Here is a 19,874-nt window from a genome sequence, read left to right on the forward strand (position 1 = left end):
TTCCTCCTATGAATGAACAGTGCATTGCTTGGTTAGATGCTGATCAAACCACACTTTTAATTGTTTATATGAAGAATATAAAAACAAGTTTTCAAGCATCACTTGCTGTTGCTTTTTACGATAAGTTGGAGACTCCTCAAAGTCCCTTTTTTTCGCTGCATGGTTTAATGCGATAAAACCCTTGTCTATTGTAACAAATTCTAAGTCAAAAAACACCTGTGATATGAAATCCACTGTTTCTTTTGACCAGCCGCGGTGTTTGGCAATATCTTCTGCATGTTTTCTAAGGTCAAAAGAACCTTTTTTCGCAAGTAATCCATAGAACCATTTGAAATGTTCCCTTGTTGGGATCGTAGAGAAGAAATGATTCTCTTTTTGATAAAAAGAAGCATAAATCCGCTCAGGCATACTGTTTTGTAATAAGTTTGATAGAAGCGCTTCTTCAGATGGGATATCCAAAATGACAACGTAGTTTCCTGTCAAATCTTCTGTTGTACCCTCTGTTACCAAACTTGCATATGGCCGTAAATCATCATTCAGATTTATTTCATCTGGCGTTGATTCGTTAAAATATAGGATGTGGAGTTTATTTTTATCTATTCCATTTAGTGCTTGATTTAACTGTTTAATGGAACGAATATCAAAAAGCTGCCAATCTGTCACTCTGATATCTTTCAAAAAAAGTTGCGGTTTGCGGAAATTATTCCATTCATTGATAGAGAGTTCTCCCAAAACGTCAAGAGATGCCCCAGGGGATACGTGATGATACGTTTCTCCAAAGCCAAACCCTACACAATCCAGTGAACTGCCATCCTGTTCAATGATCAGTTTCAGATGGTTGCTTTTGTTTCCGATTTGGCGGATTTGCTGCGGCAATACATCCTTGACCAGCACTTTCGGTTTCGGATTGGCCACTCCGAATGGAGCAAGCATTTCCAACTGCTCAATCGTTGCGAGTGTGACCTCTTCCACTTTACATTCAATGTCGACGTCCGTAATAGGAGTGAAATCTTCCTCTGTCAAAATTTCTAACGCCTTTTGATTCATTCTTCGTCTGAGTTCTGCAACATCGTCTATTTTTAACGTCATCCCAGCGGCCATTGGATGTCCACCGAAATGAGGCAAAATATCCCGGCATTCCGAAAGGTTTTCAAATAGGTCAAAACCTGCAATGGAACGCGCAGACCCTTTTGCAAGGCCTTTTTCTTCATCTAGGCTTAAAACGATGGTTGGTCGGTAAAAACGGTCCACCAGGCGTGATGCGACAATCCCAATTACTCCCGCATTCCAGTTGTTCCCTTCCACAATAATGAATCCATTATCTTCTGGGGGATATTTCTCCTCCACCTGTTGAATAGCTTCTTCGGTAATTTGAGTCACAATTTGCTGTCTCTCTCTGTTGTAACTTTCCATTTCCTCTGCAAGCATTTTCGCTTCTTCCGGATCATTTGTCATAAGTAGATGAACCGCGGGGTCTGCATTATCCAGTCGACCTACCGCATTGATTCTCGGTCCGATCGAAAACCCTACCGTCTCTTCTGTTACCGTGTGCAATTCAACCCCGCATTTTTGAAGAAGCGCCTTCAGTCCGACTCTTGTGGTCTGTTGCATCTTTTTAATTCCTTTAGACGCAAGCAATCGGTTCTCCCCGATTAATGGGACCAAATCGGCAATGGTTCCGATGGCTGCCACATCTAACAGATGCTCTGGGTTTTTCCCTAGGAGTGCATGTGCGACCTTGTATGCAACACCAACACCAGCCAGGTCATCAAATGGATAAGAGCATGTTTCTTTTTTAGGATGAATGATCGCATAAGCATCAGGTAATTCCGGTCCTGGTTCATGGTGGTCGGTGATGATAAGATCCAATCCTAGTTCTTTCGCAACTTTAGCCTCATAAAGAGCGGAGATTCCTGTGTCGACTGTAATAACGACAGAATATCCGTTTTCTTTTGCTTGCTTGAAGGCATTTTCATTTGGGCCATAGCCTTCTGTAAAGCGGTTTGGAATATAGAAATCAACCAGTGCGCCGATTTCACGTAACGCAGTCACCATAACGGTGGTACTGCTGACTCCATCTGCATCATAGTCTCCAAACACAAGGATCTTCTCTTCGTTATTAATTGCTTGATTGACTCTCTCCACAAGCTTGTCCATATCCTCCATTAAAAAAGGATCATGAAATTCTTGATCATTTGTATATAAAAATTCTCGTGCTGTATCTATCGTGTCAAACCCTCTGTTTACCAAAAGGGAAGCAATAAGAGGGGCTATATTCAATGACTCTGCCAGTTGATCAACTAGCTCTCTACTCGATTCACTTACATTCCATCTAGATTTAGAAGCTAACAAACTAATTCCTCCCTTAGCCTATCTAATTATACAAGAGAGTTGTATTAGCTTCAATGGGCGAAAAAAGGAGCTACAGAGGGGTACAAAGGGTACCTGACCCCAAAAACCAACAATCCTATGCACCTACTACACACAATACTGGGGTCTGGTACCGCACCTAAGCTCTTAATCTTTTTTCCTTTCAGCGATGAGAGTTTTGTTGGTGACTTTCAACAAATGTCCAAAGATTTCTCAAATTTGACCGAAGTTTTCCGAAAGTTGACCGAAGATTCCACCAATTTGTCCAAAGATTTTCAAAAGTTGACCGAACCAAAATTTCAAATGACCGAACCCCCTATTATAATTGTCCAAAGACCGCGTCTGATATGGTGTTCTAAAAGTAGACAGTTTTAGAAAAGCGGACTTTATGGCAATAACTTGTCATAGAAGGAGCTGATCTAGGATGAACGCAAGTAAAAACAGAAAATATTCTTATGAATTAAAAAAGCAAGTGGTCGAGTTGTATTTTGAAGGTAGACCTATTAACGAAATAGTGGATAAGTTTCATTTAAGTAGTCGCAAGAGGATTTATGAATGGGTAAAAAAAGCTAAAAACGATGGATTTTCTAGCCTACAAGACCATAGAGGAATATACAGTGCAGGGAAAAAGAAAAAGGAAAAAGAATCGTTAGAAGAAGAAAACTATCGGTTGAAGTTAGAGGTTGCTTATTTAAAAAAGCTTATAGCCTTAAACAGGGGGTGAAAAGTAAAGAAGAAGAATTTTCGTTTATACATGCTTATTCAAAGGATTTTCCTGTATCAATGTTAGTAAATTATATCAACAGTGTGGAAGAAAATACAAAGAGAAAGGTATCACGTTCTGGTTATTATAAGTGGCTAAAACGGCAAGGTACAAATAGGCAAGACCGGATTGACGAAGAACTCTTTCTTTATATAAAGAAGTTGTTTAATGACCACAAAGGAACTGTAGGAAGAAGAAGGATAAAAATATTATTAAAAAATGAATACAGCTTAGAGGTATGTGAAAAGAGAATATCACGTTTAATGAAGAAGTACGGATTACGTTGTAAGATTAGGCAAAAAGGCTTCAGGGTGAGGCTTCAGCCCCATGGAATGATTCCAAACTTATTAAAAAGAAATTTTTTGGCCGTGAAAGAAAAGATAAAATTCGCCATTGATATTACCTATTTAGAAGTAAAGGGATATCAAAAGTGGATATATTTGTGTGCCATTAAAGACATGTACAACGGAGAGATAGTTGCATATGCCGTTGGCACCAATCAGAGTATGGAGCTTGTGCATAAAGCCTTTAACTATCTAAAAAGAAAAGGGTTTGCGAAAGGTGCCCTCATTCATAGTGATCAGGGCATTCAGTTCACAAACCGGAGCTACATTCAGCGTGTAAAAGAAATGGGATTAACCCAATCCATGTCCCGCAGAGGCAACTGCTGGGACAACGCTAGTATTGAGAGCTTCTTTGGACATTTGAAATCCGAGATGTACTGTTTTGGTCAACCAGAAACAGTACAAGAAGTTACTCAAGCTGTAGAAGAATATATTCATTATTATAACAACATACGTGTTAGTGTAAACCTAAAAAATAGTCCAGTAGCATACCGTTTGAAAGGAGCAGCCTAACAGGAAAAAGCAACACTAAGCGGCTTTATATGGAGGGGCAGGCATGATACCCTGTCCGGGGCTCGAAACAGGAGAGCTTCGAGCTTTCGAGAAGAGATCATGCCTGCAGAGGCTCCATGTCAAGCCGCGATGGGAACGGCCCATTTTATTATGTATAGTGTCCGTTATCTTACTGTCTACTTGACAGGTACATGATCAGTCCAAATGTCCGAAGCCTTCGAAATTCCAACCAAAATTGACCGAACACATATCAAAAGTGTCCGAACCAATTTTCCACAACAAAAAAAGGCGTGTTTTCTTAAAAAAACACACCTTTTCCAAGTACCTGACCCCAAAAACTAATTCATAAAATTTTCACTATACCAAATATTGGGGTCTGGTACCGCACTTCGCTCTACCGCGACCTGCGTCTCTCCCCAACTGTTTCCACCGTCTTCTGATCCTTATCCTCAACCACCGGCTCTACTCCAGTTGCTCCGCCAGAAACACCTGCATGCTTCTGCTGCATCTGACGTTTAACCTTAATCACCTGATAAATCCCGATAGATCCAGCAATGACAATCCCCATCAAAGTCGAAAATAATATGACTAACACCAACGGCCATTCCGCTGTCCCGAATAAGTAGTTCACCTCCACCGGTGCAACATTCAATACTGCGAAAATGGCAACAACGATGGTAAAAAGAACTCCCGCCAACAGATACCATTGCGTCTTCATCTCAAAAACCTCCCCCTCAATTATTCAGAGTATGGATTGATATGCACAAACACATCCTGTACTTCTTTATTTTCAACGAGTTTTGTCTTCACGTTTTTACCTATTTTATGCCCATCTTCCACTGTAATGTATGGATCAACGGAAATCTTTAAATCAATGATGACGTAATGACCATGTTCCCTTGCATGCAGACTGTCAATTTTCATGACACCAGGTACAGTTAAAACAACCTCGCGAAATTCCTCGGTATCTTCCTCGTGCATCACATGGTCCATCGTATTGTGAATGGACTCCGAACCAAGCTGCCAAGATATTTTGATAATCATAAGAGCTACCACAATCCCTGCAACCGGGTCAAGGTATACTAACCAATCAACTCCGATATACCCTCCCAAGACAGCACCGGCAATACCTATTAGAGCTGCGATGGAGGAGAAAACATCTGATCTATGTTCATATGCATTGACGATGATGGCGTCACTCTTTATTCTTTTTCCCAAATTGTACTTATAACGAAACATTATTTCTTTTACGATAATAGAAAAGACAACTACATAAATAGCTAGAGCTTTGGGTGCCTTAATCGGTTCGAAAAAAGCCTGAAAAGACGATTTTCCAATTTCAAACCCGACGATTAACAACAGAACTGCAACAATAATTGCAGCAATATTTTCAGCCTTCCCATGTCCATATGGATGGTCTTCATCAGGTGGCTGCTTTGCTGCCCTCAAACCTATGTATACAGCCAAAGACCCTGCAACATCAGATGCTGAGTGAACAGCGTCCGCAACTAGCGCCCGACTGTTGGCAACTACTCCAGCCCAAGCTTTCAATCCGGCCAATACGATGTTTCCCACCACCCCGACCAGTGCTGCAAATTCGGCCTTCTTAAATCGCTCATTATGTTCCATTACGACACCCCTTTGCATTCTCTACTTTCTATTGTACCCGAAATAAGGCAAATCCTTCTAAAAAACACAGAAATAAAAATGTCACAGCGCATCTATTTAACGCTGTGACATTTCTTATATTATACCTCTGGCTCTGGATCTTCTACAGACGCCTTCTTTGGTTTAGTAATTTGTTTGTACTTCCAATTCATCCACAGCTGTGCGGCAATGAATAAAGAAGAATACGTACCAACAATCAATCCAACTAATAAGGCAATGGAGAAGTTCGTAATCGATTCACTACCGAAAATAAGCAAGGCGATGACTGCAATTACTACCGTTCCAACCGTATTAAGAGATCTGACGAAAGTTTGCTGCAAGCTTTTGTTCACTATTTCTTTTAAATCTTCATATGTTTTAACCCGCTTTTTCTTTTTCAGATTTTCACGGATCCGGTCAAACGTAACAATTGTATCATTGATCGAGTAACCAACAATCGTCAACAAGGCTGCAATAAAAGTAATGTCCACTTCAAGTCTTGTTAGGCTGAAGAACGCGACGATGAAGAAGGCGTCATGGAACAATGCCACGATGGCAGCAAGTGCAAACATCCACTCAAATCGAATGGTTACATAGATGATAATCCCCACAGCAGCAATCAGTATAGCAAAGAAAGCATTCCTTGCAAGTTCCTGACCAACAGTTGGTGAGACTGTACTAACACTTGGTTCCGATCCGTACTTATTTTGCACATATTCTTTCACTTCTGCTATCTCGGCCTGTGAAAAATCATCCACATACCTAGCAACGGCGATTTCATTATCATTTCCTGCTAGAACCACATCTTTAGGCTGCAAGCCGATGGAAGCTAGTTCTTCCGTAATTTCATCAGCTGACAGGCTTGTTTCACTTAAGATTTCAACCCTTGTTCCAGCTGCAAAATCAATACCAAGGTTTAAGCGGAACACAGCAAGCACTATAATGCCGGCAACAATCAAAGCTCCTGAAAGCATAAAGAATTTTTTGCGATGCTTCAAGAAATCCCAGTTTTCAAATCGGTTTGGAGGTTCCGTATTTTCATCCGTCATATTGATATCAAGGATATCCTCTTTTTTCACACCGAATAAATGTGGCTTATTATTCATAAATCTACTGTTAACCCATAGACCAAGCAATAGTCTTGAGCCGAAAACAGCTGTAATAAAACTTAGTAAGATACTGACAATCAACATGGTCGCAAACCCTTTTACAGAGCTTGTACCGTAGACGAACATAACGCCAGCTGCTAGAAGCGTCGTTAAATTGGCATCCAAGATAGTTGAAAATGAGTTTCTGCTTCCTGCACGGAAAGCAGACATCGCAGATCTGCCAAGCTTTAATTCTTCTTTAATTCGTTCATAGGTGATAATATTGGCGTCAACTGCCATACCTACACCAAGTATCAAAGCTGCAATACCAGGTAGGGTAAGCACACCATTCATCAGTTCAAACACAAGCAAAATTAAGAAAATATACGTACTTAATGTGACAACCGCAACCAGACCTGGCAAACGGTAATATACAAGCATGAAAATCAGGATAGCACTAACACCGATGATTCCGGCCAGTACTGTTTTCTGAAGTGCTGTTTCCCCAAATTTAGCTCCAACAGAGGTGGAATAGATTTCTTCCAACTCAACAGGCAAGGATCCTGCATTTAGAAGTTCTGCTAACTCTTTAGCAGATTCAATGGTAAAGTTCCCTGTAATCTGTACATTCGTTTCGTTTAAAACTTGCGTAACTTGAGCCGCCGAAAGATATTTAGGATCTTCTTTTCCGGCTTCCGCTTCATATGAATCTACACCTTCTTCATAATCTAACCAAATAACCATCAAGTTGCGCCCAACACCCATATCACGGACCTGACGTGTTATGTCTGCAAATTCAGAAGCAGATCGAAGCGTCAAGGCCACACTAGGAGCATTGTTTTGGTCAAAGGATTGGCTTGCTCCTCCTTCTGCCAGGGCTGAACCATCCATTAATAATTTGTCATCCACATCACGGAAGGTTAATTTTGCTTCTGTGGATAGTAGTTCCCTTGCCTTGGACTGGTCTTCCACTCCGGCAAGTTGGACACGAATACGATCATCGCCCTCAATTTGAATGTTCGGTTCACTTACCCCCAAAACGTTGACACGTTTATTTAGGGCACTGACCGTACTTACAAGCAAATCACGATCCACTTCACTATTTTCATTGATAGGTTTTACTTCATATAGGACCTCAAAGCCCCCTTGAAGATCAAGACCAAGTTTAATATCTTTTGTAATTGGATTCGTAAACACTCCAATTGTGCTTCCAATTAGAATAAGAAGTAAAAAGAATGCTACTATCCTTCCTCTTTTGACCATTCGTGAAAAATCCTCCTTCTGCACTTACAATCGATGAAATAACTTCCGTTTTATGGACACTTGGCTTCTTACATGCTTCACGTAAAATTATGTAAAATAGTTAATATAAGCCGTTTCAATGCCATCATGTACCATTATGATTCATCCATTAATGCCTGTCAATTTTTGCTGAAAATTTAATCTTTTTGTGAGGTAAAATAATTTGGTGCTTTGTACGCTTCAATGGTGATGTAACTCATATAGTCGGTGACCGATAAACTGTATACATCATTGACAAGTTCAAATAGTCTTTTGGTTTCTGGGCGCTTCCATTTCTTTTTAGTTAAGCACTCCCACAATTCATCCTCTGATACGGTGTCATAGCCAAAAAGCTGAAATTCCTCCAGCTTGCTCTGCAAAATTGGACCCAGGTCGTACCGGAAAAGGTCATAAGCATGTTCATTGGTTTCTTTTTTCATTGTTCATTGAACCCCCATTCAATTCACTCTCTCATTATGATGCTTATACTATAAACCTTCTTTCCTTTCACTAGCACCTTGATAATACTTGTCATGCTTGGCCCACTCTTGTGCATATAGATAATTGTATATGATAACTCAGTAATTGAGAAGGCAGGGAATGGCATGACAAAGCAAACATTTTTAAGAGGGACCTTAATTCTAATTATTGCTGGATTGATTACAAGGGTTTTAGGGTTTGTCAACCGGATCGTAGTCGCAAGGTTTATCGGGGAAGAAGGCGTGGGACTATATATGATGGCTGTTCCTACACTTGTACTGACAATAACTATTACCCAACTTGGATTGCCTGTTGCCATTTCCAAATTGGTCGCAGAGGCAGAAGCTCAGGGTAATCACCGGAAGATCAAAAAGATTTTGGTCGTATCCCTTGCCACGACTGGAGCACTCAGCATTATCTTCACTCCCGCCATGATTCTCCTTGCTCCTTACTTATCCAATCATCTTTTTACAGACCCAAGAACCTATTATCCATTGATGGCTATTGCACCTGTCGTTCCGATAATCGCGATCTCATCTGTCCTTCGCGGTTATTTCCAAGGAAGACAAAATATGAAACCATCCGCCATTTCACAAGTCATTGAACAAGTGGTTAGGATATCCTTAGTTGCCGCTTGTACAAAAGCATTGCTACCATACGGAATTGAATACGCAGCAGCAGGCGCCATGCTTTCCGCAGTCGTTGGAGAACTGATGTCCTTGCTTTACATGCTTTTTGTGTTTAAAAATAAAAAATCATTCCGTTTGCGTCGAAAGTTCTTTAACTATGTTGGTGAAGGAAAAGAGACATTCCGTGATTTGATGCGGATTGCCCTTCCAACGACAGGAAGCCGAATGATTGGTTCTGTTGCCTGGTTTTTCGAACCAATCGTCGTTGCCCAAAGTTTAGCTATTGCAGGTGTGGCAACTGCCATGGCCACCAAACAATACGGCGAGCTAGTTGGATTTGCCCTTCCATTGATGATGCTTCCGTCTTTTATTACTTATTCTTTATCCACCGCTCTCGTTCCTGCCATAAGTGAAGCAGCAGCGAAAAAGAATAGCATCCTTATTGAACATCGCCTTCAACAAGCACTAAGACTTTCCTTTGTCACAGGCGGACTAGCAGTCGTACTTCTCTTCGTTTATGCAGACCCTATCATGTTATTAATGTATGGCAGCAGCAAAGCGGCCATCTATATAAAAGTCATGGCGCCATTCTTTTTGTTCTACTATTTCCAGGGACCACTTCAGGCTACATTGCAGGCATTAGATCTCGCGAAAGCGGCCATGATCAACAGTTTCATTGGTGCCGCAGTGAAAACAGCTGTAATATTTGTTTTGGCAAGTAAACCTGCTTTTGGGATCATGGGGGCGGCGCTTGGAATTGTGATCGGGATGATGCTTGTTACCTTATTGCATATGGCAACTATCATGAAGGCCCTTAACTATTCCCTGTATATCCGTGATTATGTAAAAAGTTTCATTACCATGGGGATATGTGTCTTTGCAGGAATGTGGATGGTTGATCACTTCTTGTTGGGGCTTGGAGTGGGACAACGAAGCGGATTGATGATTGTTCTAACATGCCTTCTGTATATGGCTCTACTTTTAGTTTTTGGACTAGTAAAAAGAGAAGAACTTGCAAGGCTGCCTTTCTTAAAAAAGTGGCTGGCAAAATAGGCGTTTTGCCATCAGGGGTGTCTGGAGTTCTCCATTCTAGACACCCTTTTATTTTATTCATCAATCAAATCAATAAAAAACACGCCATGATCATAGCTACAATAAGAAATCTTATGAATATCTTTGTATCCAAGAGACCTTAATTGTTGCCTAAGCCAAAGATTGTTTTTATCGATCTGTTTTAAGTGTTCTTCTTGAATGACACCGTCCATAACAAGCGGCAGGTTCATGGAATCTTCTTCTCCATCAGCAGAGTCTTCTTCCTTCTTTTTCTCAAATACCGAAAGTTTTCCTGAAGGTTCAAGAATGGCAAACTCGACATCGGCCACATTTTTCACATTCTTCTCTCTAAGTTGCACAAGGAGGTCATCAAAGTTATAGCGTTGTTTTTTCATTGCGTCCTCATCTATTTTCCCATTATTAATGATGACGCTAGGTTTCCCGTCAATCAGGTCTCTAAATCGTTGACTTTTAAGCGACACAAAAGCGAGCATTATCTGAATTCCCATCAACAATAACATCGGAAGAAGCGAATGAATCAGTGGGTCTTTTGGATTTTCAATTGCCATTACAGCCATTTCCGCAATCATGATAAAGACGACCAGGTCCAAAACACTTAATTCCCCTATCTCTCGCTTCCCCATAACTCGAAAAATCATAAGGATAAGGAAATATAGAAAAATGGTTCTGGCGATAATCAGCACGTATTCCTCCATCACACCCACCTCTTCCTAAAAAGACAATAGTATCTTTAGCTTTCTCCCAAAAAAAATTTATATTCTATAATGTCGTTCTTGTGAATATGCTTGTATTACTCAGCATGTACTATGAAAGGGGAAAAGTACGCATGGAATCAAAACGACTTGGTTTAGCCATCATGTATGGCTTAATTACCGTTTTTATGTTGGCAATTGTCATCAGTTTTATATTTTCTCTACTTTTACGGTTCACATCACTTCAAGAAACTAGTGTGGCATGGATTATTGTGACCTTATCCTTTATCACACTGTTTATTGGTGGATTTATTTCCGGTGGGCGCGGAAAAGAAAAAGGCTGGTTACTTGGCGGAGCAACAGGCGGTGCCTACACACTTGTCATTTTTCTTTTTCAGTACTTAGGAAATGACGCTCTTTTCACGATGCAGCAAATGTTATTTCACCTTGGCTTTATCGGGATTGCCGCTCTTGGGGGGATTATCGGAGTGAACATTAGCGGTGGTTATACGTCAAAAACCTAAAAAAAAGAGCATGAACCCAAAACGGGAACATGCTCTTTATTCATTAGTCTTGAACTACATCTCTAACCGCTTGACGGTCGTATGTAAGACGAGATCCGTCTCCTGCTTTGATGACAATCTTGTCCTCGTCCAATGCATCCACGATACCGTGTAATCCACCGATTGTAACAACTTTGTCCCCTTTTTGCAGGCCAGTCTGCATTTCACGAACTTGCTTTTGACGCTTTTGTTGTGGGCGAATTAACAAGAAGTAGAAAATAGCAAACATTAATACTAAAGGTAAAATAGCACCAGCCATTCCTTCCATGTTGTAACGCCTCCTTTCTTATCAGTCATGTATGGGAAGAGATTTTAGAAGTTCTTTGCATTCGGTTTATTGAATCCATATTTCTCAAAAAACTCTTCTTTGAAGTCCCCCAGACGATCTTCGCGGATCGCTTGTCTGACATCCTCCATTAATTTTACCAGAAAATAAAGGTTATGGTAAGTTGTTAGCCTAATTCCCAAAGTTTCGTCACATTTGATTAGGTGACGGATGTAAGCTCTGGAATAATTTGTGCAAGTGTAGCAGTCGCACTCTGGATCAAGTGGTCCAAAGTCACGTGCAAACTTCGCATTTTTCACAACCAAACGGCCTTCACTTGTCATTAATGTCCCATTTCGGGCAATTCTAGTCGGCAATACGCAGTCAAACATATCAATCCCGCGAATCGCTCCATCAATTAGGGAGTCAGGAGATCCGACACCCATCAGGTAACGCGGTTTGTCTGTTGGCAACCACGGCGTCGTGAATTCAAGCGTTCGGTTCATGACATCTTTAGGCTCTCCTACAGATAAGCCCCCTACTGCATACCCAGGGAAGTCCATAGATACTAGGTCCTGTGCACTTAACTTACGAAGATCCTCATATTCCCCACCTTGAACAATTCCAAACAGACCTTGATCTTGCGGACGCTGATGTGCTTCTAAACAACGTTCAGCCCAGCGTGAAGTACGTTCCACTGATTTTTTCATATATTCATGTGTTGCAGGATATGGAGGACACTCGTCAAATGCCATCATGATATCCGATCCAAGGTCATTTTGAATGTGCATTGCTTTTTCTGGTGATAGGAAAAGCTTGTCTCCGTTCATGTGGTTGCGGAAGTGTACTCCTTCTTCTTCAATTTTACGAAGGTCGCTCAGACTGAATACTTGGAATCCACCGGAGTCAGTAAGTATAGCACGATCCCAGTTCATAAATTTGTGGAGACCGCCTGCTTCTTTGACGATTTCGTTACCTGGACGCAGCCATAGGTGGTAGGTGTTGCTTAGGATGATTCCTGCACCCATTGCTTTGACGTCTTCTGGTGACATTGTTTTAACGGTTGCAAGTGTTCCTACAGGCATGAATACTGGTGTTTCAAAGCTTCCGTGTGGAGTGTGGACGATTCCAAGGCGTGCGCCTGTTTGTTTACATGTTTTGATTAGTTCGTATCTGATTGCTGTCATTGTTTTCTCCTTAGGATTTCTATAAAGCATTTCATTGTTTTGGCAAACTCCTGTAGAGTTCCGTTTCGGTGTTCGCTTTAGGCGGGCAGTATTTAAAGCTGTTGATGTCATAGGTCAAACTAAAGCGTCACTTCCAGTTGCAGATCCCTCGGCTCTCGATCATAAATAGGCTGGTGAACTTCTTGAGCAGGCAAACAGCCCATTTTTTTGTAAAAATGCTGCGTTTCGACCGCTGGATGAGCACCAATATAAAGCTTGTCCGCCCCCATCTCTCTTGCTTTTTTCATGGTTTTTCGAAAAAGCTTTTCTCCTATTTTTTGTCCTCTATAGTCTGCAGAAACATGGATAAAGGATAGTTCCAGATAGGTTGACTCCGTTCCAAAGTGGTCTGGTTCAATAACAGAAAAGCCTAGTAGCTTCCCTTCTTTTTTCACACAGATTACTGCTCCACCTTTTTCGGCGGTTGTTCTAAGATGTGATGCGATGTTCTTTTTCTGTTGCTCGTTCCAATCATCAACAAACGCATCCTCTTTTTTCAACAGTTCATTGTTATCCAGCACATAGACGTCCTTGGTTTCCTGAAACCGCTTAAAGCCTGATAGAAAATTCTCGGGGATCTCTTGTGGATCAAGGATAAGTATGTTCATTCTTTCTTCTTCCCTTCAAGAGAGTTCCATTATAAAATCAGCATTGCATCGCCAAAACTGAAGAAGCGATATCTTTGTTTAACAGCTTCTTCATATGCGTGCATCACGTTTTCGCGGCCGGCAAGGGCGCTGACAAGCATGATTAGGGTTGATTTTGGCAGATGGAAGTTTGTAATCATGCCATCAATGGCTGCAAACTCGTAACCTGGGTATATGAATATGTTTGTCCATCCGCTCACCTCTTTAAACTCTCCATGATCACGTGCGATCGTTTCAAGCGTTCGCGTAGAAGTGGTTCCGACTGTGATGATTCTACCGGCCTTGCTGCGAACTTCATTCAGAAGCCTCGCAGTACCTTCTGACATCTGGTAAAACTCTGCATGCATATCGTGTTCTTCCACGGAATCCACGCTTACCGGGCGGAATGTTCCAAGGCCAACATGAAGGGTTATGAAAGCAGTATGTACTCCTTTATCCTTCAAAGCCTCTAGCAGTTCTTCTGTAAAATGAAGACCTGCAGTCGGAGCTGCAGCAGATCCAGTTTCCCTTGCAAAGACGGTTTGATAGCGGTCGCGGTCTTCTAATTGTTCTTTGATATATGGAGGAAGCGGCATTTCTCCCAAGCTATCTAATACTTCGTAAAAAATGCCTTCATAGCGGAAATCAAGCTTTCTGCCGCCATGCTCGCTTTCGCCGGTGCAAATAGCAGTTAATCGACCGTCACCAAAGGATACGACAGTGCCTTCTTTTACTCGCTTGGCAGGTTTAATAAGTGTCTCCCATGTGTCACCTTCCAATTGTTTCAGCAAGAGAACTTCGATTTTTGCTCCTGTTTCACTTTTCACGCCAAAAAGACGTGCTGGCAATACTCTTGTATCGTTCAGGACTAGGCAGTCGCCTTCTTTTACGTAGTTCAATATGGAGCGGAAGGTTGGTTCGTGTGTTAGGTTGCCTGTTTCTTTGTTGAGTACCATCAGGCGTGATGCTTCTCTTTGTTCTAGTGGCGTTTGTGCAATCAGTCCTTCTGGTAAGTGGAAATCAAATAAATCTATCTTCATAGTGTCACCTTTTCTTGTTTGCTATCTTAGAGTCTCATTGACTCCTGTTTCCTTGCGTTCCAGTTGTTCGCTTATCCAGAGGACGGTGCTTGAGCCTCCTTAACCTGTGTTGGAAGAACCTCAAAACAATCTCTGAATTAAAGTGTTGTTCAGACACCGCTGTGTATTTCCGCAAATGGCTTCGCTTTCCTAGGGGCGCTGCTGGAGCCTCCTCGGCTAGGCCTGCGGGGTCTCCACCTAGCGCTATTCCCCTCAGGAGTCTTCGCCTTTTGCTCCAATCCACAGCTAGAGATTACAAGCACATAATATTTCAGTTTCTCAGCGGCTTCCTTCGTTTTATGACTTCAAGCTACCGTTACTCCCCCGCTGGAGTCTCACACCTTGCACTCCAGTCTACAGGTAGAATCCATTTTATCTAAATCGGCCGATGAAATAAAAAATTAGACTGAGTACGATGCTGATGATGATGGAGGTTACGATTGGGAAGAAGAAGGTTACGTTCCCTTTTTTTACGACGATGTCTCCTGGGATTTTTCCGACCACTTGCCAGAGAAATCCTACGATTAAAAGAACTGCTCCAACAACCATCAGCATTTTAGGCAGTTCCATTATTCGTTTGGCACCTCCATATTGAAATGACGGTACACTAGGTCTGTTACAACCCGGCCTCGTGGAGTTCGTTGGAGAAATCCTATTTGTAAGAGGTATGGCTCATATACATCTTCAATGGTATGGGATTCTTCTCCGATCGTTGCTGCGATTGTATCCACTCCAACAGGACCACCACGAAATTTTTCAATGATGCCCATAAGTAACTTATGATCGATATGATCTAGACCAAGTTTATCAACCTGCAAGCGATCTAACGCTTCTTTTGCAAGCGATGCACTAATCGTATCTTTTCCTAAAACTTGGGCAAAATCCCTCACCCTTCGTAATAGTCGATTGGCGATACGAGGGGTTCCCCTTGCTCTTCTGCTTATTTCTACAGCTGCGTCAAGTTCTAGTCCAATTTCTAAGATTTGTGCAGTGCGCAGACAGATTTCTGTCAGCTGCTCTTCGTTATAATACTCCAGCCTGCTGAGTACCCCAAAACGGTCTCTCAAAGGTGCGGTCAATAAGCCCACTCTTGTGGTTGCCCCGACTAGTGTGAAAGGAGGAAGATCCAGACGAACAGATTTTGAGGTAGGTCCTTTTCCTATCACGATATCTAAACAGTAGTCCTCCATAGCAGGATAAAGAACTTCTTCAATGGACCGGTGAAGACGGTGAATTTCATCGATAAAAAGAACATCACCCGGCTCTAAGGCAGACAAGATTGCGGCAAGATCTCCCGGGCGCTCAATGGCAGGTCCTGCTGTGGTGCGAAGCTGAACCCCCATCTCATTGGCTATGATGGCCGCAAGCGTCGTTTTCCCGAGTCCTGGAGGGCCGTAAAGCAATACATGATCCAATGTTTCTTGGCGCATCTTTGCCGCTTGGATGAATACTTCGAGGTTTTCCTTTACTTTGTCTTGGCCAATATATTGCTGCAGGGTTTGAGGCCGTAAGCTATATTCTAAAGAATGTTCCTCTAATGTTGCATCCTGCGATACCATGCGATCGTCCATCATGTGGTTCCCCCTTTCTTAAAACAGTGGTTAAAATCCTAAATTATTTAAGAAGCAGCTGCAATGCTTTTTTAACATATTGGTCTGTAGATAGGTCTTCCTTTTTCAATGCAGGCACAATTTTTTTGATTTCCCGGTCAGCATAGCCTAGTACTTTCAATGCCTCTAGAGCTTCGTCCAATGCAGAGTTGGTATTTGTCGTGACATGGACCTCTACATCAGGCTGAAACAGATCTGGAAAGGCACTTGGAACAAGATCGTTCAGTTTTCCTTTTAGATCTAAAATTATTTGTCTTGCTGTTTTCTTGCCAACTCCAGGGAATTTCACGAGAAATTTTTCATCCTCATTTTCTATCGCATGGACAACTTGAGCTGGCTGGCCGGATGCTAAAATGGCAAGTGCGCCTTTGGGGCCAATGCCTGTTACGTTCAAAAGCTTCATAAACAAATTCTTATCTTCTCTTGTTTTGAAGCCATATAGGGCCAGAATATCTTCCCTGACATGTTGATATGTATAAATGGTCACTTCTTTGTCGCGGTCCACCTGATAGATGAAAGGGTTTGGTGCATTCACCTGATAACCAACTCCCATCACTTCCACCACAACGTATTCCGGTGACACGTATTCCACAAAACCTCTAATAAAATCGATCAACGTAAAAATACTCCCCTTTTCGTTCAGCTTCTACTCTTCATTTTACCATGAATAGAAGAAACAATCGGCTCAAAAGAAAAAGATAGCATATTTTAGTACAATTGTTAAGGTATTTCACCTTGTCCTAGACCAACGCGAAAAACAGACCAGCAGAAAGCCGGCCTGTTTATTGTTTTTTTGTCGTATAAGGCTTGAATGTCTCCAGTACCTGAACATAATCATCCTTGGTTCCCACTTTAATACCACCCTTTAATTGCTCATGCTGGTGGCTTTCCAGTTTCCCTACATCAATTTGGAAAAAGGATTGGATTATCTTGGAGGCCTCTGTCGGCTTACCTTCATAGATAGTAAGAATCCCCTCTTCTGAGATTCCAAAGTATCCATTGGATTTCAATAGTGGTGATATGTCATCAATGTACTGTTGGAACACGACTTGTTCACCGTCAAGGTCAATAACTTGCCAGTCTTCGTATTGAGCCCAAAAGTCCTCCATTGCCCATACAGTCTGGTCTACAATCTCCTCACTTACTTCACCATCCAAGTAAATCCGCTCCAACACAACCTTCAACGTTAATGGACCGTTTACTTCAAACGCATCCTCCAATACTTCTTCATCCACATATTCATTCTCATCTGCTGCACCTTCATAAGTGGTAAACGTATAAAGCAATCCAAATGCGGCAACGAACACAACTACCAGAAGGATCCACTTTTTAAGTATGATGGGTTTCATTGTTACATTGCCCCCTCACATTCTCATTAGTTTAATTTCTATTCCAATTCTATTGGTCTTATCTTTTTTAGTTTGACCATATCTAGGAATATTAACCATGAGTATACATGAAAATTTAGTAACATAAATAAACACTTACCCTAGTTTAACTCCAAAAAATGAAATCATGGTCTCAAATGCTCTGAAATATCGCCAGAACCTTACCTTTAGCTGCATAATCGAAGATGAAGACTTCTTTCTACTTTTTTCCTCGTAACAAATGTATTCATCACGTTCATGAGAACCTCCCTTCTCCTTTTTTCTCGTTACAAAGGTCTTCATCACTGCGATGAGGACACCTCTTACCCTTTTTCCTCGTCACTAAGGTCTTCATCACTGCGATGAGGACACCTCTTCTTCTTTTCCCTCGTCACTAAGGTCTTCATCACCGCGATGAGGACACCTCTTCTTCTTTTCCCTCGTCACTAAGGTCTTCATCACCGCGATGAGGACACCTCTTCTTCTTTTTCCTCGTCACTAAGGTCTTCATCACCGCGATGAGAACGCCTCTTCTCCTTTTTCCTCGTCACTGAGGTCTTTATCTAGCCTTTGAAGAACTCCCCTGAAAATGATTCCTTAAACAAAAAAACAGCCCCTAGTTATTAGAGGCTGCTCCTAAATAGTTATCTTCTCATGGTACGATAAATCCCATTCATCGTGTGGTCCAAGTCATGCAAATGCCATTCTCCATTACGCAAGTCATTGTCCACGCTTCTGACTGTACTGTACACACTTGCATCAACGGCAACGCGCACCTCTTTATTTTTCAAAAGAGGTTCTACTGCATCGCGCACTTCACGTTTTAGTTGACGGGTATCATCTGTCCTATTCTCCGGATTTACCGCAACAAGCACTTCATCCCCATTGATTAACACACGGGCATCATCGACTCCATCAACTTTTGAAGCACGTTTCACGATTCGATCTGCAAGGTTGCCATCATAGTTATTGTAATAAGATGGATTGCCTACATTCTCGATTCCGTTAAGATGTCCGTGATAATTCTTATCTGTGGGACTGTAATCCGGCGTATCATATCCGATGTTCAGATCCCCGCCACCATCATTACGATTTGTTGCATTTCTGACTCCATTATCTTTGTTACGTCTTACTCTGTTTTCGTCATAGACAACAGAACGGTCCAAGATTTCATTCAAAGGACCATCATTATCTTCCAGAAGACGGGCATTTCCTCTTTCTTCCGGTTCGCGACGTGTACGGTCATTGTTTACATAAGGATTGTGTTCGCTTGTATAATACCCAATAGGTCTTGTTTCCTCATAATACCTATTGTCTGTTGCACTTTCTTTTTGGCCGCATCCCGCTAAACCGCCAACTAAAAGTGCCGCAGAGGTTACAGTGAATAGTGATTTCCTCAATGTAAAAACCCCCTAACGAGTCAGTTGAGTACAATAGATGTACTCTCCATTAGGGTGACAAGTTAAGGGGTGTTTTATTTTGTTAGTTCTCTCCAAGCTTTTAAAATTTTGGAGGGCCATACGCCAATTGACGTTTATGTTCTGTGCGTTTATGCATTCTATCGATGATTTGCTTATCTTTTTCGGGAATTTCTTCACCCTTAAGGTAGCTATCAATCATATTGTAAGTTGTACCCATTTCGTTTTCGTCGGTTTGGCCTTCCCACAGTCCTGCACTTGGCGGCTTACTGATGATGCTCTCTGGCACCCCAAGTACTTTCGCCATTTCACGAACTTCGCCTTTGGTGAAATTCACAAGTGGAACTAAGTCTACTCCACCGTCTCCGTATTTAGTAAAATACCCAGTATGCCATTCTGCCGCATTATCTGTACCAACTACCAAATAACCATAATTGTTAGCCACTGCATAAAGGGTCGTCATACGAAGACGCGCACGAGTATTTGCATCACCAAGTCGGGCTGTTTCCTCGTTCCATTCGCCTTTTTCTTTAAGCTGTTTTTCCATCGCAGAAAAAAGAACGGTGTGTGTCTCAGAAAGGTCGATGGTCGTATGGGAAATTCCACAACTTTCAATAACCTCTAGCGCGTACTCCTGATCTTTCGGGTCACTTTTGCATGGCATAATAACCCCTATAGAATCTTCAGGGAATGCTCTCTTGATTAGATGGGCGACCACAGCGGAATCGATTCCACCACTTACCCCAACAATTGCTCCATTCAGTCCTGCATCTTTAACTTTTTCTTGTATCCATTGTACCAACTTGGCAATTTTTTCTTCCATTACGTATTCTTCCCTC

General features: G+C 41.8%; 20 protein-coding genes. 4 read left to right on the forward strand and 16 right to left on the reverse strand.

Features of this window, described 5'->3' with window-relative positions; all coding sequences use genetic code 11:
- Positions 1 to 6: 6 nt before the first annotated feature.
- A complete protein-coding gene (gene recJ / locus LC091_RS02995) occupies positions 7 to 2,352 on the reverse strand; it encodes a single-stranded-DNA-specific exonuclease RecJ (RefSeq protein WP_226680206.1) in 2,346 nt (781 codons plus the stop codon).
- A gap of 442 nt (positions 2,353 to 2,794) precedes the next feature.
- On the opposite strand from recJ, the gene LC091_RS03000 reads away from it, so the two are divergent.
- Both LC091_RS03000 and LC091_RS03005 read left to right on the forward strand, forming a co-directional pair.
- Positions 2,795 to 3,094, forward strand: coding sequence for a helix-turn-helix domain-containing protein (locus LC091_RS03000; protein WP_226680207.1), 300 nt, complete (start codon positions 2,795 to 2,797; stop codon positions 3,092 to 3,094).
- Positions 3,091 to 3,990, forward strand: a complete 900-nt coding sequence (locus tag LC091_RS03005) for an IS3 family transposase (protein ID WP_319003629.1) — start codon at positions 3,091 to 3,093, stop codon at positions 3,988 to 3,990. The genes LC091_RS03000 and LC091_RS03005 overlap by 4 nt, the downstream gene beginning before the upstream one ends.
- Positions 3,991 to 4,384: 394 nt before the next feature.
- Here LC091_RS03005 and LC091_RS03010 read toward each other — a convergent pair whose 3' ends face one another.
- The 4 genes from LC091_RS03010 to LC091_RS03025 form a co-directional block, all read right to left on the reverse strand.
- Positions 4,385 to 4,708 carry a LapA family protein gene (locus LC091_RS03010; protein WP_226680208.1) on the reverse strand — a complete coding sequence of 108 codons (324 nt, stop codon included), beginning with the start codon at positions 4,706 to 4,708 and terminating at the stop codon, positions 4,385 to 4,387.
- 20 nt (positions 4,709 to 4,728) lie between these two features.
- Positions 4,729 to 5,619, reverse strand: a complete 891-nt coding sequence (locus tag LC091_RS03015) for a cation diffusion facilitator family transporter (protein ID WP_226680209.1) — start codon at positions 5,617 to 5,619, stop codon at positions 4,729 to 4,731.
- Positions 5,620 to 5,738: 119 nt separating this feature from the next.
- Positions 5,739 to 7,988 (reverse strand): protein translocase subunit SecDF, encoded by a 2,250-nt coding sequence (gene secDF / locus LC091_RS03020; protein ID WP_226680210.1) that lies wholly within the window; start codon positions 7,986 to 7,988, stop codon positions 5,739 to 5,741.
- A gap of 176 nt (positions 7,989 to 8,164) precedes the next feature.
- Positions 8,165 to 8,446: a post-transcriptional regulator gene (locus LC091_RS03025; RefSeq protein ID WP_169292471.1), complete on the reverse strand. Its 282-nt coding sequence runs from the start codon at positions 8,444 to 8,446 to the stop codon at positions 8,165 to 8,167.
- A gap of 165 nt (positions 8,447 to 8,611) precedes the next feature.
- Between LC091_RS03025 and spoVB the strand changes: the two genes are divergently transcribed.
- A complete protein-coding gene (gene spoVB / locus LC091_RS03030; RefSeq protein ID WP_226680211.1) occupies positions 8,612 to 10,168 on the forward strand; it encodes a stage V sporulation protein B in 1,557 nt (518 codons plus the stop codon).
- Between the two features lie 53 nt (positions 10,169 to 10,221).
- Here spoVB and LC091_RS03035 read toward each other — a convergent pair whose 3' ends face one another.
- Positions 10,222 to 10,884 carry a DUF421 domain-containing protein gene (locus tag LC091_RS03035; RefSeq protein ID WP_226680212.1) on the reverse strand — a complete coding sequence of 221 codons (663 nt, stop codon included), beginning with the start codon at positions 10,882 to 10,884 and terminating at the stop codon, positions 10,222 to 10,224.
- A gap of 131 nt (positions 10,885 to 11,015) precedes the next feature.
- On the opposite strand from LC091_RS03035, the gene LC091_RS03040 reads away from it, so the two are divergent.
- Entirely contained in the window at positions 11,016 to 11,405 is a 390-nt protein-coding gene (locus tag LC091_RS03040) for a TIGR04086 family membrane protein (RefSeq protein WP_226680213.1), read from the forward strand.
- A 43-nt stretch (positions 11,406 to 11,448) separates the two neighbouring features.
- Here LC091_RS03040 and yajC read toward each other — a convergent pair whose 3' ends face one another.
- The 10 genes from yajC to nadE all read right to left on the reverse strand — a co-directional run bounded on the left by yajC (position 11,449) and on the right by nadE (position 19,858).
- Positions 11,449 to 11,712, reverse strand: coding sequence for a preprotein translocase subunit YajC (gene yajC / locus LC091_RS03045; protein ID WP_226680214.1), 264 nt, complete (start codon positions 11,710 to 11,712; stop codon positions 11,449 to 11,451).
- Between the two features lie 44 nt (positions 11,713 to 11,756).
- On the reverse strand, positions 11,757 to 12,896 hold the full coding sequence (gene tgt / locus LC091_RS03050; protein WP_010195974.1) for a tRNA guanosine(34) transglycosylase Tgt: 1,140 nt from the start codon (positions 12,894 to 12,896) through the stop codon (positions 11,757 to 11,759).
- A gap of 119 nt (positions 12,897 to 13,015) precedes the next feature.
- Positions 13,016 to 13,543: a GNAT family N-acetyltransferase gene (locus LC091_RS03055; RefSeq protein WP_226680215.1), complete on the reverse strand. Its 528-nt coding sequence runs from the start codon at positions 13,541 to 13,543 to the stop codon at positions 13,016 to 13,018.
- A gap of 29 nt (positions 13,544 to 13,572) precedes the next feature.
- Positions 13,573 to 14,601 carry a tRNA preQ1(34) S-adenosylmethionine ribosyltransferase-isomerase QueA gene (queA, locus tag LC091_RS03060; protein WP_226680216.1) on the reverse strand — a complete coding sequence of 343 codons (1,029 nt, stop codon included), beginning with the start codon at positions 14,599 to 14,601 and terminating at the stop codon, positions 13,573 to 13,575.
- A 411-nt stretch (positions 14,602 to 15,012) separates the two neighbouring features.
- Positions 15,013 to 15,213: a DUF2905 domain-containing protein gene (locus LC091_RS03065; protein ID WP_034774776.1), complete on the reverse strand. Its 201-nt coding sequence runs from the start codon at positions 15,211 to 15,213 to the stop codon at positions 15,013 to 15,015.
- On the reverse strand, positions 15,210 to 16,211 hold the full coding sequence (gene ruvB / locus LC091_RS03070) for a Holliday junction branch migration DNA helicase RuvB (RefSeq protein WP_226680496.1): 1,002 nt from the start codon (positions 16,209 to 16,211) through the stop codon (positions 15,210 to 15,212). Before ruvB ends, LC091_RS03065 begins: the two co-directional genes overlap by 4 nt.
- A gap of 43 nt (positions 16,212 to 16,254) precedes the next feature.
- Positions 16,255 to 16,866, reverse strand: a complete 612-nt coding sequence (gene ruvA, locus LC091_RS03075; protein ID WP_226680217.1) for a Holliday junction branch migration protein RuvA — start codon at positions 16,864 to 16,866, stop codon at positions 16,255 to 16,257.
- Positions 16,867 to 17,032: 166 nt separating this feature from the next.
- Positions 17,033 to 17,599: an intercompartmental signaling factor BofC gene (locus LC091_RS03080; protein WP_226680218.1), complete on the reverse strand. Its 567-nt coding sequence runs from the start codon at positions 17,597 to 17,599 to the stop codon at positions 17,033 to 17,035.
- A gap of 662 nt (positions 17,600 to 18,261) precedes the next feature.
- Positions 18,262 to 19,017 (reverse strand): YhcN/YlaJ family sporulation lipoprotein, encoded by a 756-nt coding sequence (locus LC091_RS03085; protein ID WP_226680219.1) that lies wholly within the window; start codon positions 19,015 to 19,017, stop codon positions 18,262 to 18,264.
- Positions 19,018 to 19,117: 100 nt separating this feature from the next.
- A complete protein-coding gene (gene nadE / locus LC091_RS03090) occupies positions 19,118 to 19,858 on the reverse strand; it encodes an NAD(+) synthase (protein ID WP_226680220.1) in 741 nt (246 codons plus the stop codon).
- Positions 19,859 to 19,874: the final 16 nt, after the last annotated feature.

It is taken from the genome of Sutcliffiella horikoshii, assembly GCF_020524325.1.
In the GTDB taxonomy this organism is placed as follows: Bacteria; Bacillota; Bacilli; order Bacillales; family Bacillaceae_I; genus Sutcliffiella_A; species Sutcliffiella_A horikoshii_D.

Excerpts from the sequence above, each read along its gene's own strand:
- LC091_RS03055 (WP_226680215.1), bottom strand. The coding sequence starts at position 13,543 with ATGAACATACTTATCCTTGATCCACAAGAGATCCCCGAGAATTTTCTA.
- tgt (WP_010195974.1), bottom strand. The coding sequence starts at position 12,896 with ATGACAGCAATCAGATACGAACTAATCAAAACATGTAAACAAACAGGC.
- LC091_RS03035 (WP_226680212.1), bottom strand. The coding sequence starts at position 10,884 with ATGGAGGAATACGTGCTGATTATCGCCAGAACCATTTTTCTATATTTC.
- spoVB (WP_226680211.1), top strand. The coding sequence starts at position 8,612 with ATGACAAAGCAAACATTTTTAAGAGGGACCTTAATTCTAATTATTGCT.
- nadE (WP_226680220.1), bottom strand. The coding sequence starts at position 19,858 with ATGGAAGAAAAAATTGCCAAGTTGGTACAATGGATACAAGAAAAAGTT.
- LC091_RS03000 (WP_226680207.1), top strand. The coding sequence starts at position 2,795 with ATGAACGCAAGTAAAAACAGAAAATATTCTTATGAATTAAAAAAGCAA.
- ruvB (WP_226680496.1), bottom strand. The coding sequence starts at position 16,211 with ATGGACGATCGCATGGTATCGCAGGATGCAACATTAGAGGAACATTCT.
- queA (WP_226680216.1), bottom strand. The coding sequence starts at position 14,601 with ATGAAGATAGATTTATTTGATTTCCACTTACCAGAAGGACTGATTGCA.
- LC091_RS03040 (WP_226680213.1), top strand. The coding sequence starts at position 11,016 with ATGGAATCAAAACGACTTGGTTTAGCCATCATGTATGGCTTAATTACC.
- secDF (WP_226680210.1), bottom strand. The coding sequence starts at position 7,988 with ATGGTCAAAAGAGGAAGGATAGTAGCATTCTTTTTACTTCTTATTCTA.
- yajC (WP_226680214.1), bottom strand. The coding sequence starts at position 11,712 with ATGGAAGGAATGGCTGGTGCTATTTTACCTTTAGTATTAATGTTTGCT.
- LC091_RS03010 (WP_226680208.1), bottom strand. The coding sequence starts at position 4,708 with ATGAAGACGCAATGGTATCTGTTGGCGGGAGTTCTTTTTACCATCGTT.
- LC091_RS03025 (WP_169292471.1), bottom strand. The coding sequence starts at position 8,446 with ATGAAAAAAGAAACCAATGAACATGCTTATGACCTTTTCCGGTACGAC.
- LC091_RS03080 (WP_226680218.1), bottom strand. The coding sequence starts at position 17,599 with ATGAAACCCATCATACTTAAAAAGTGGATCCTTCTGGTAGTTGTGTTC.
- LC091_RS03015 (WP_226680209.1), bottom strand. The coding sequence starts at position 5,619 with ATGGAACATAATGAGCGATTTAAGAAGGCCGAATTTGCAGCACTGGTC.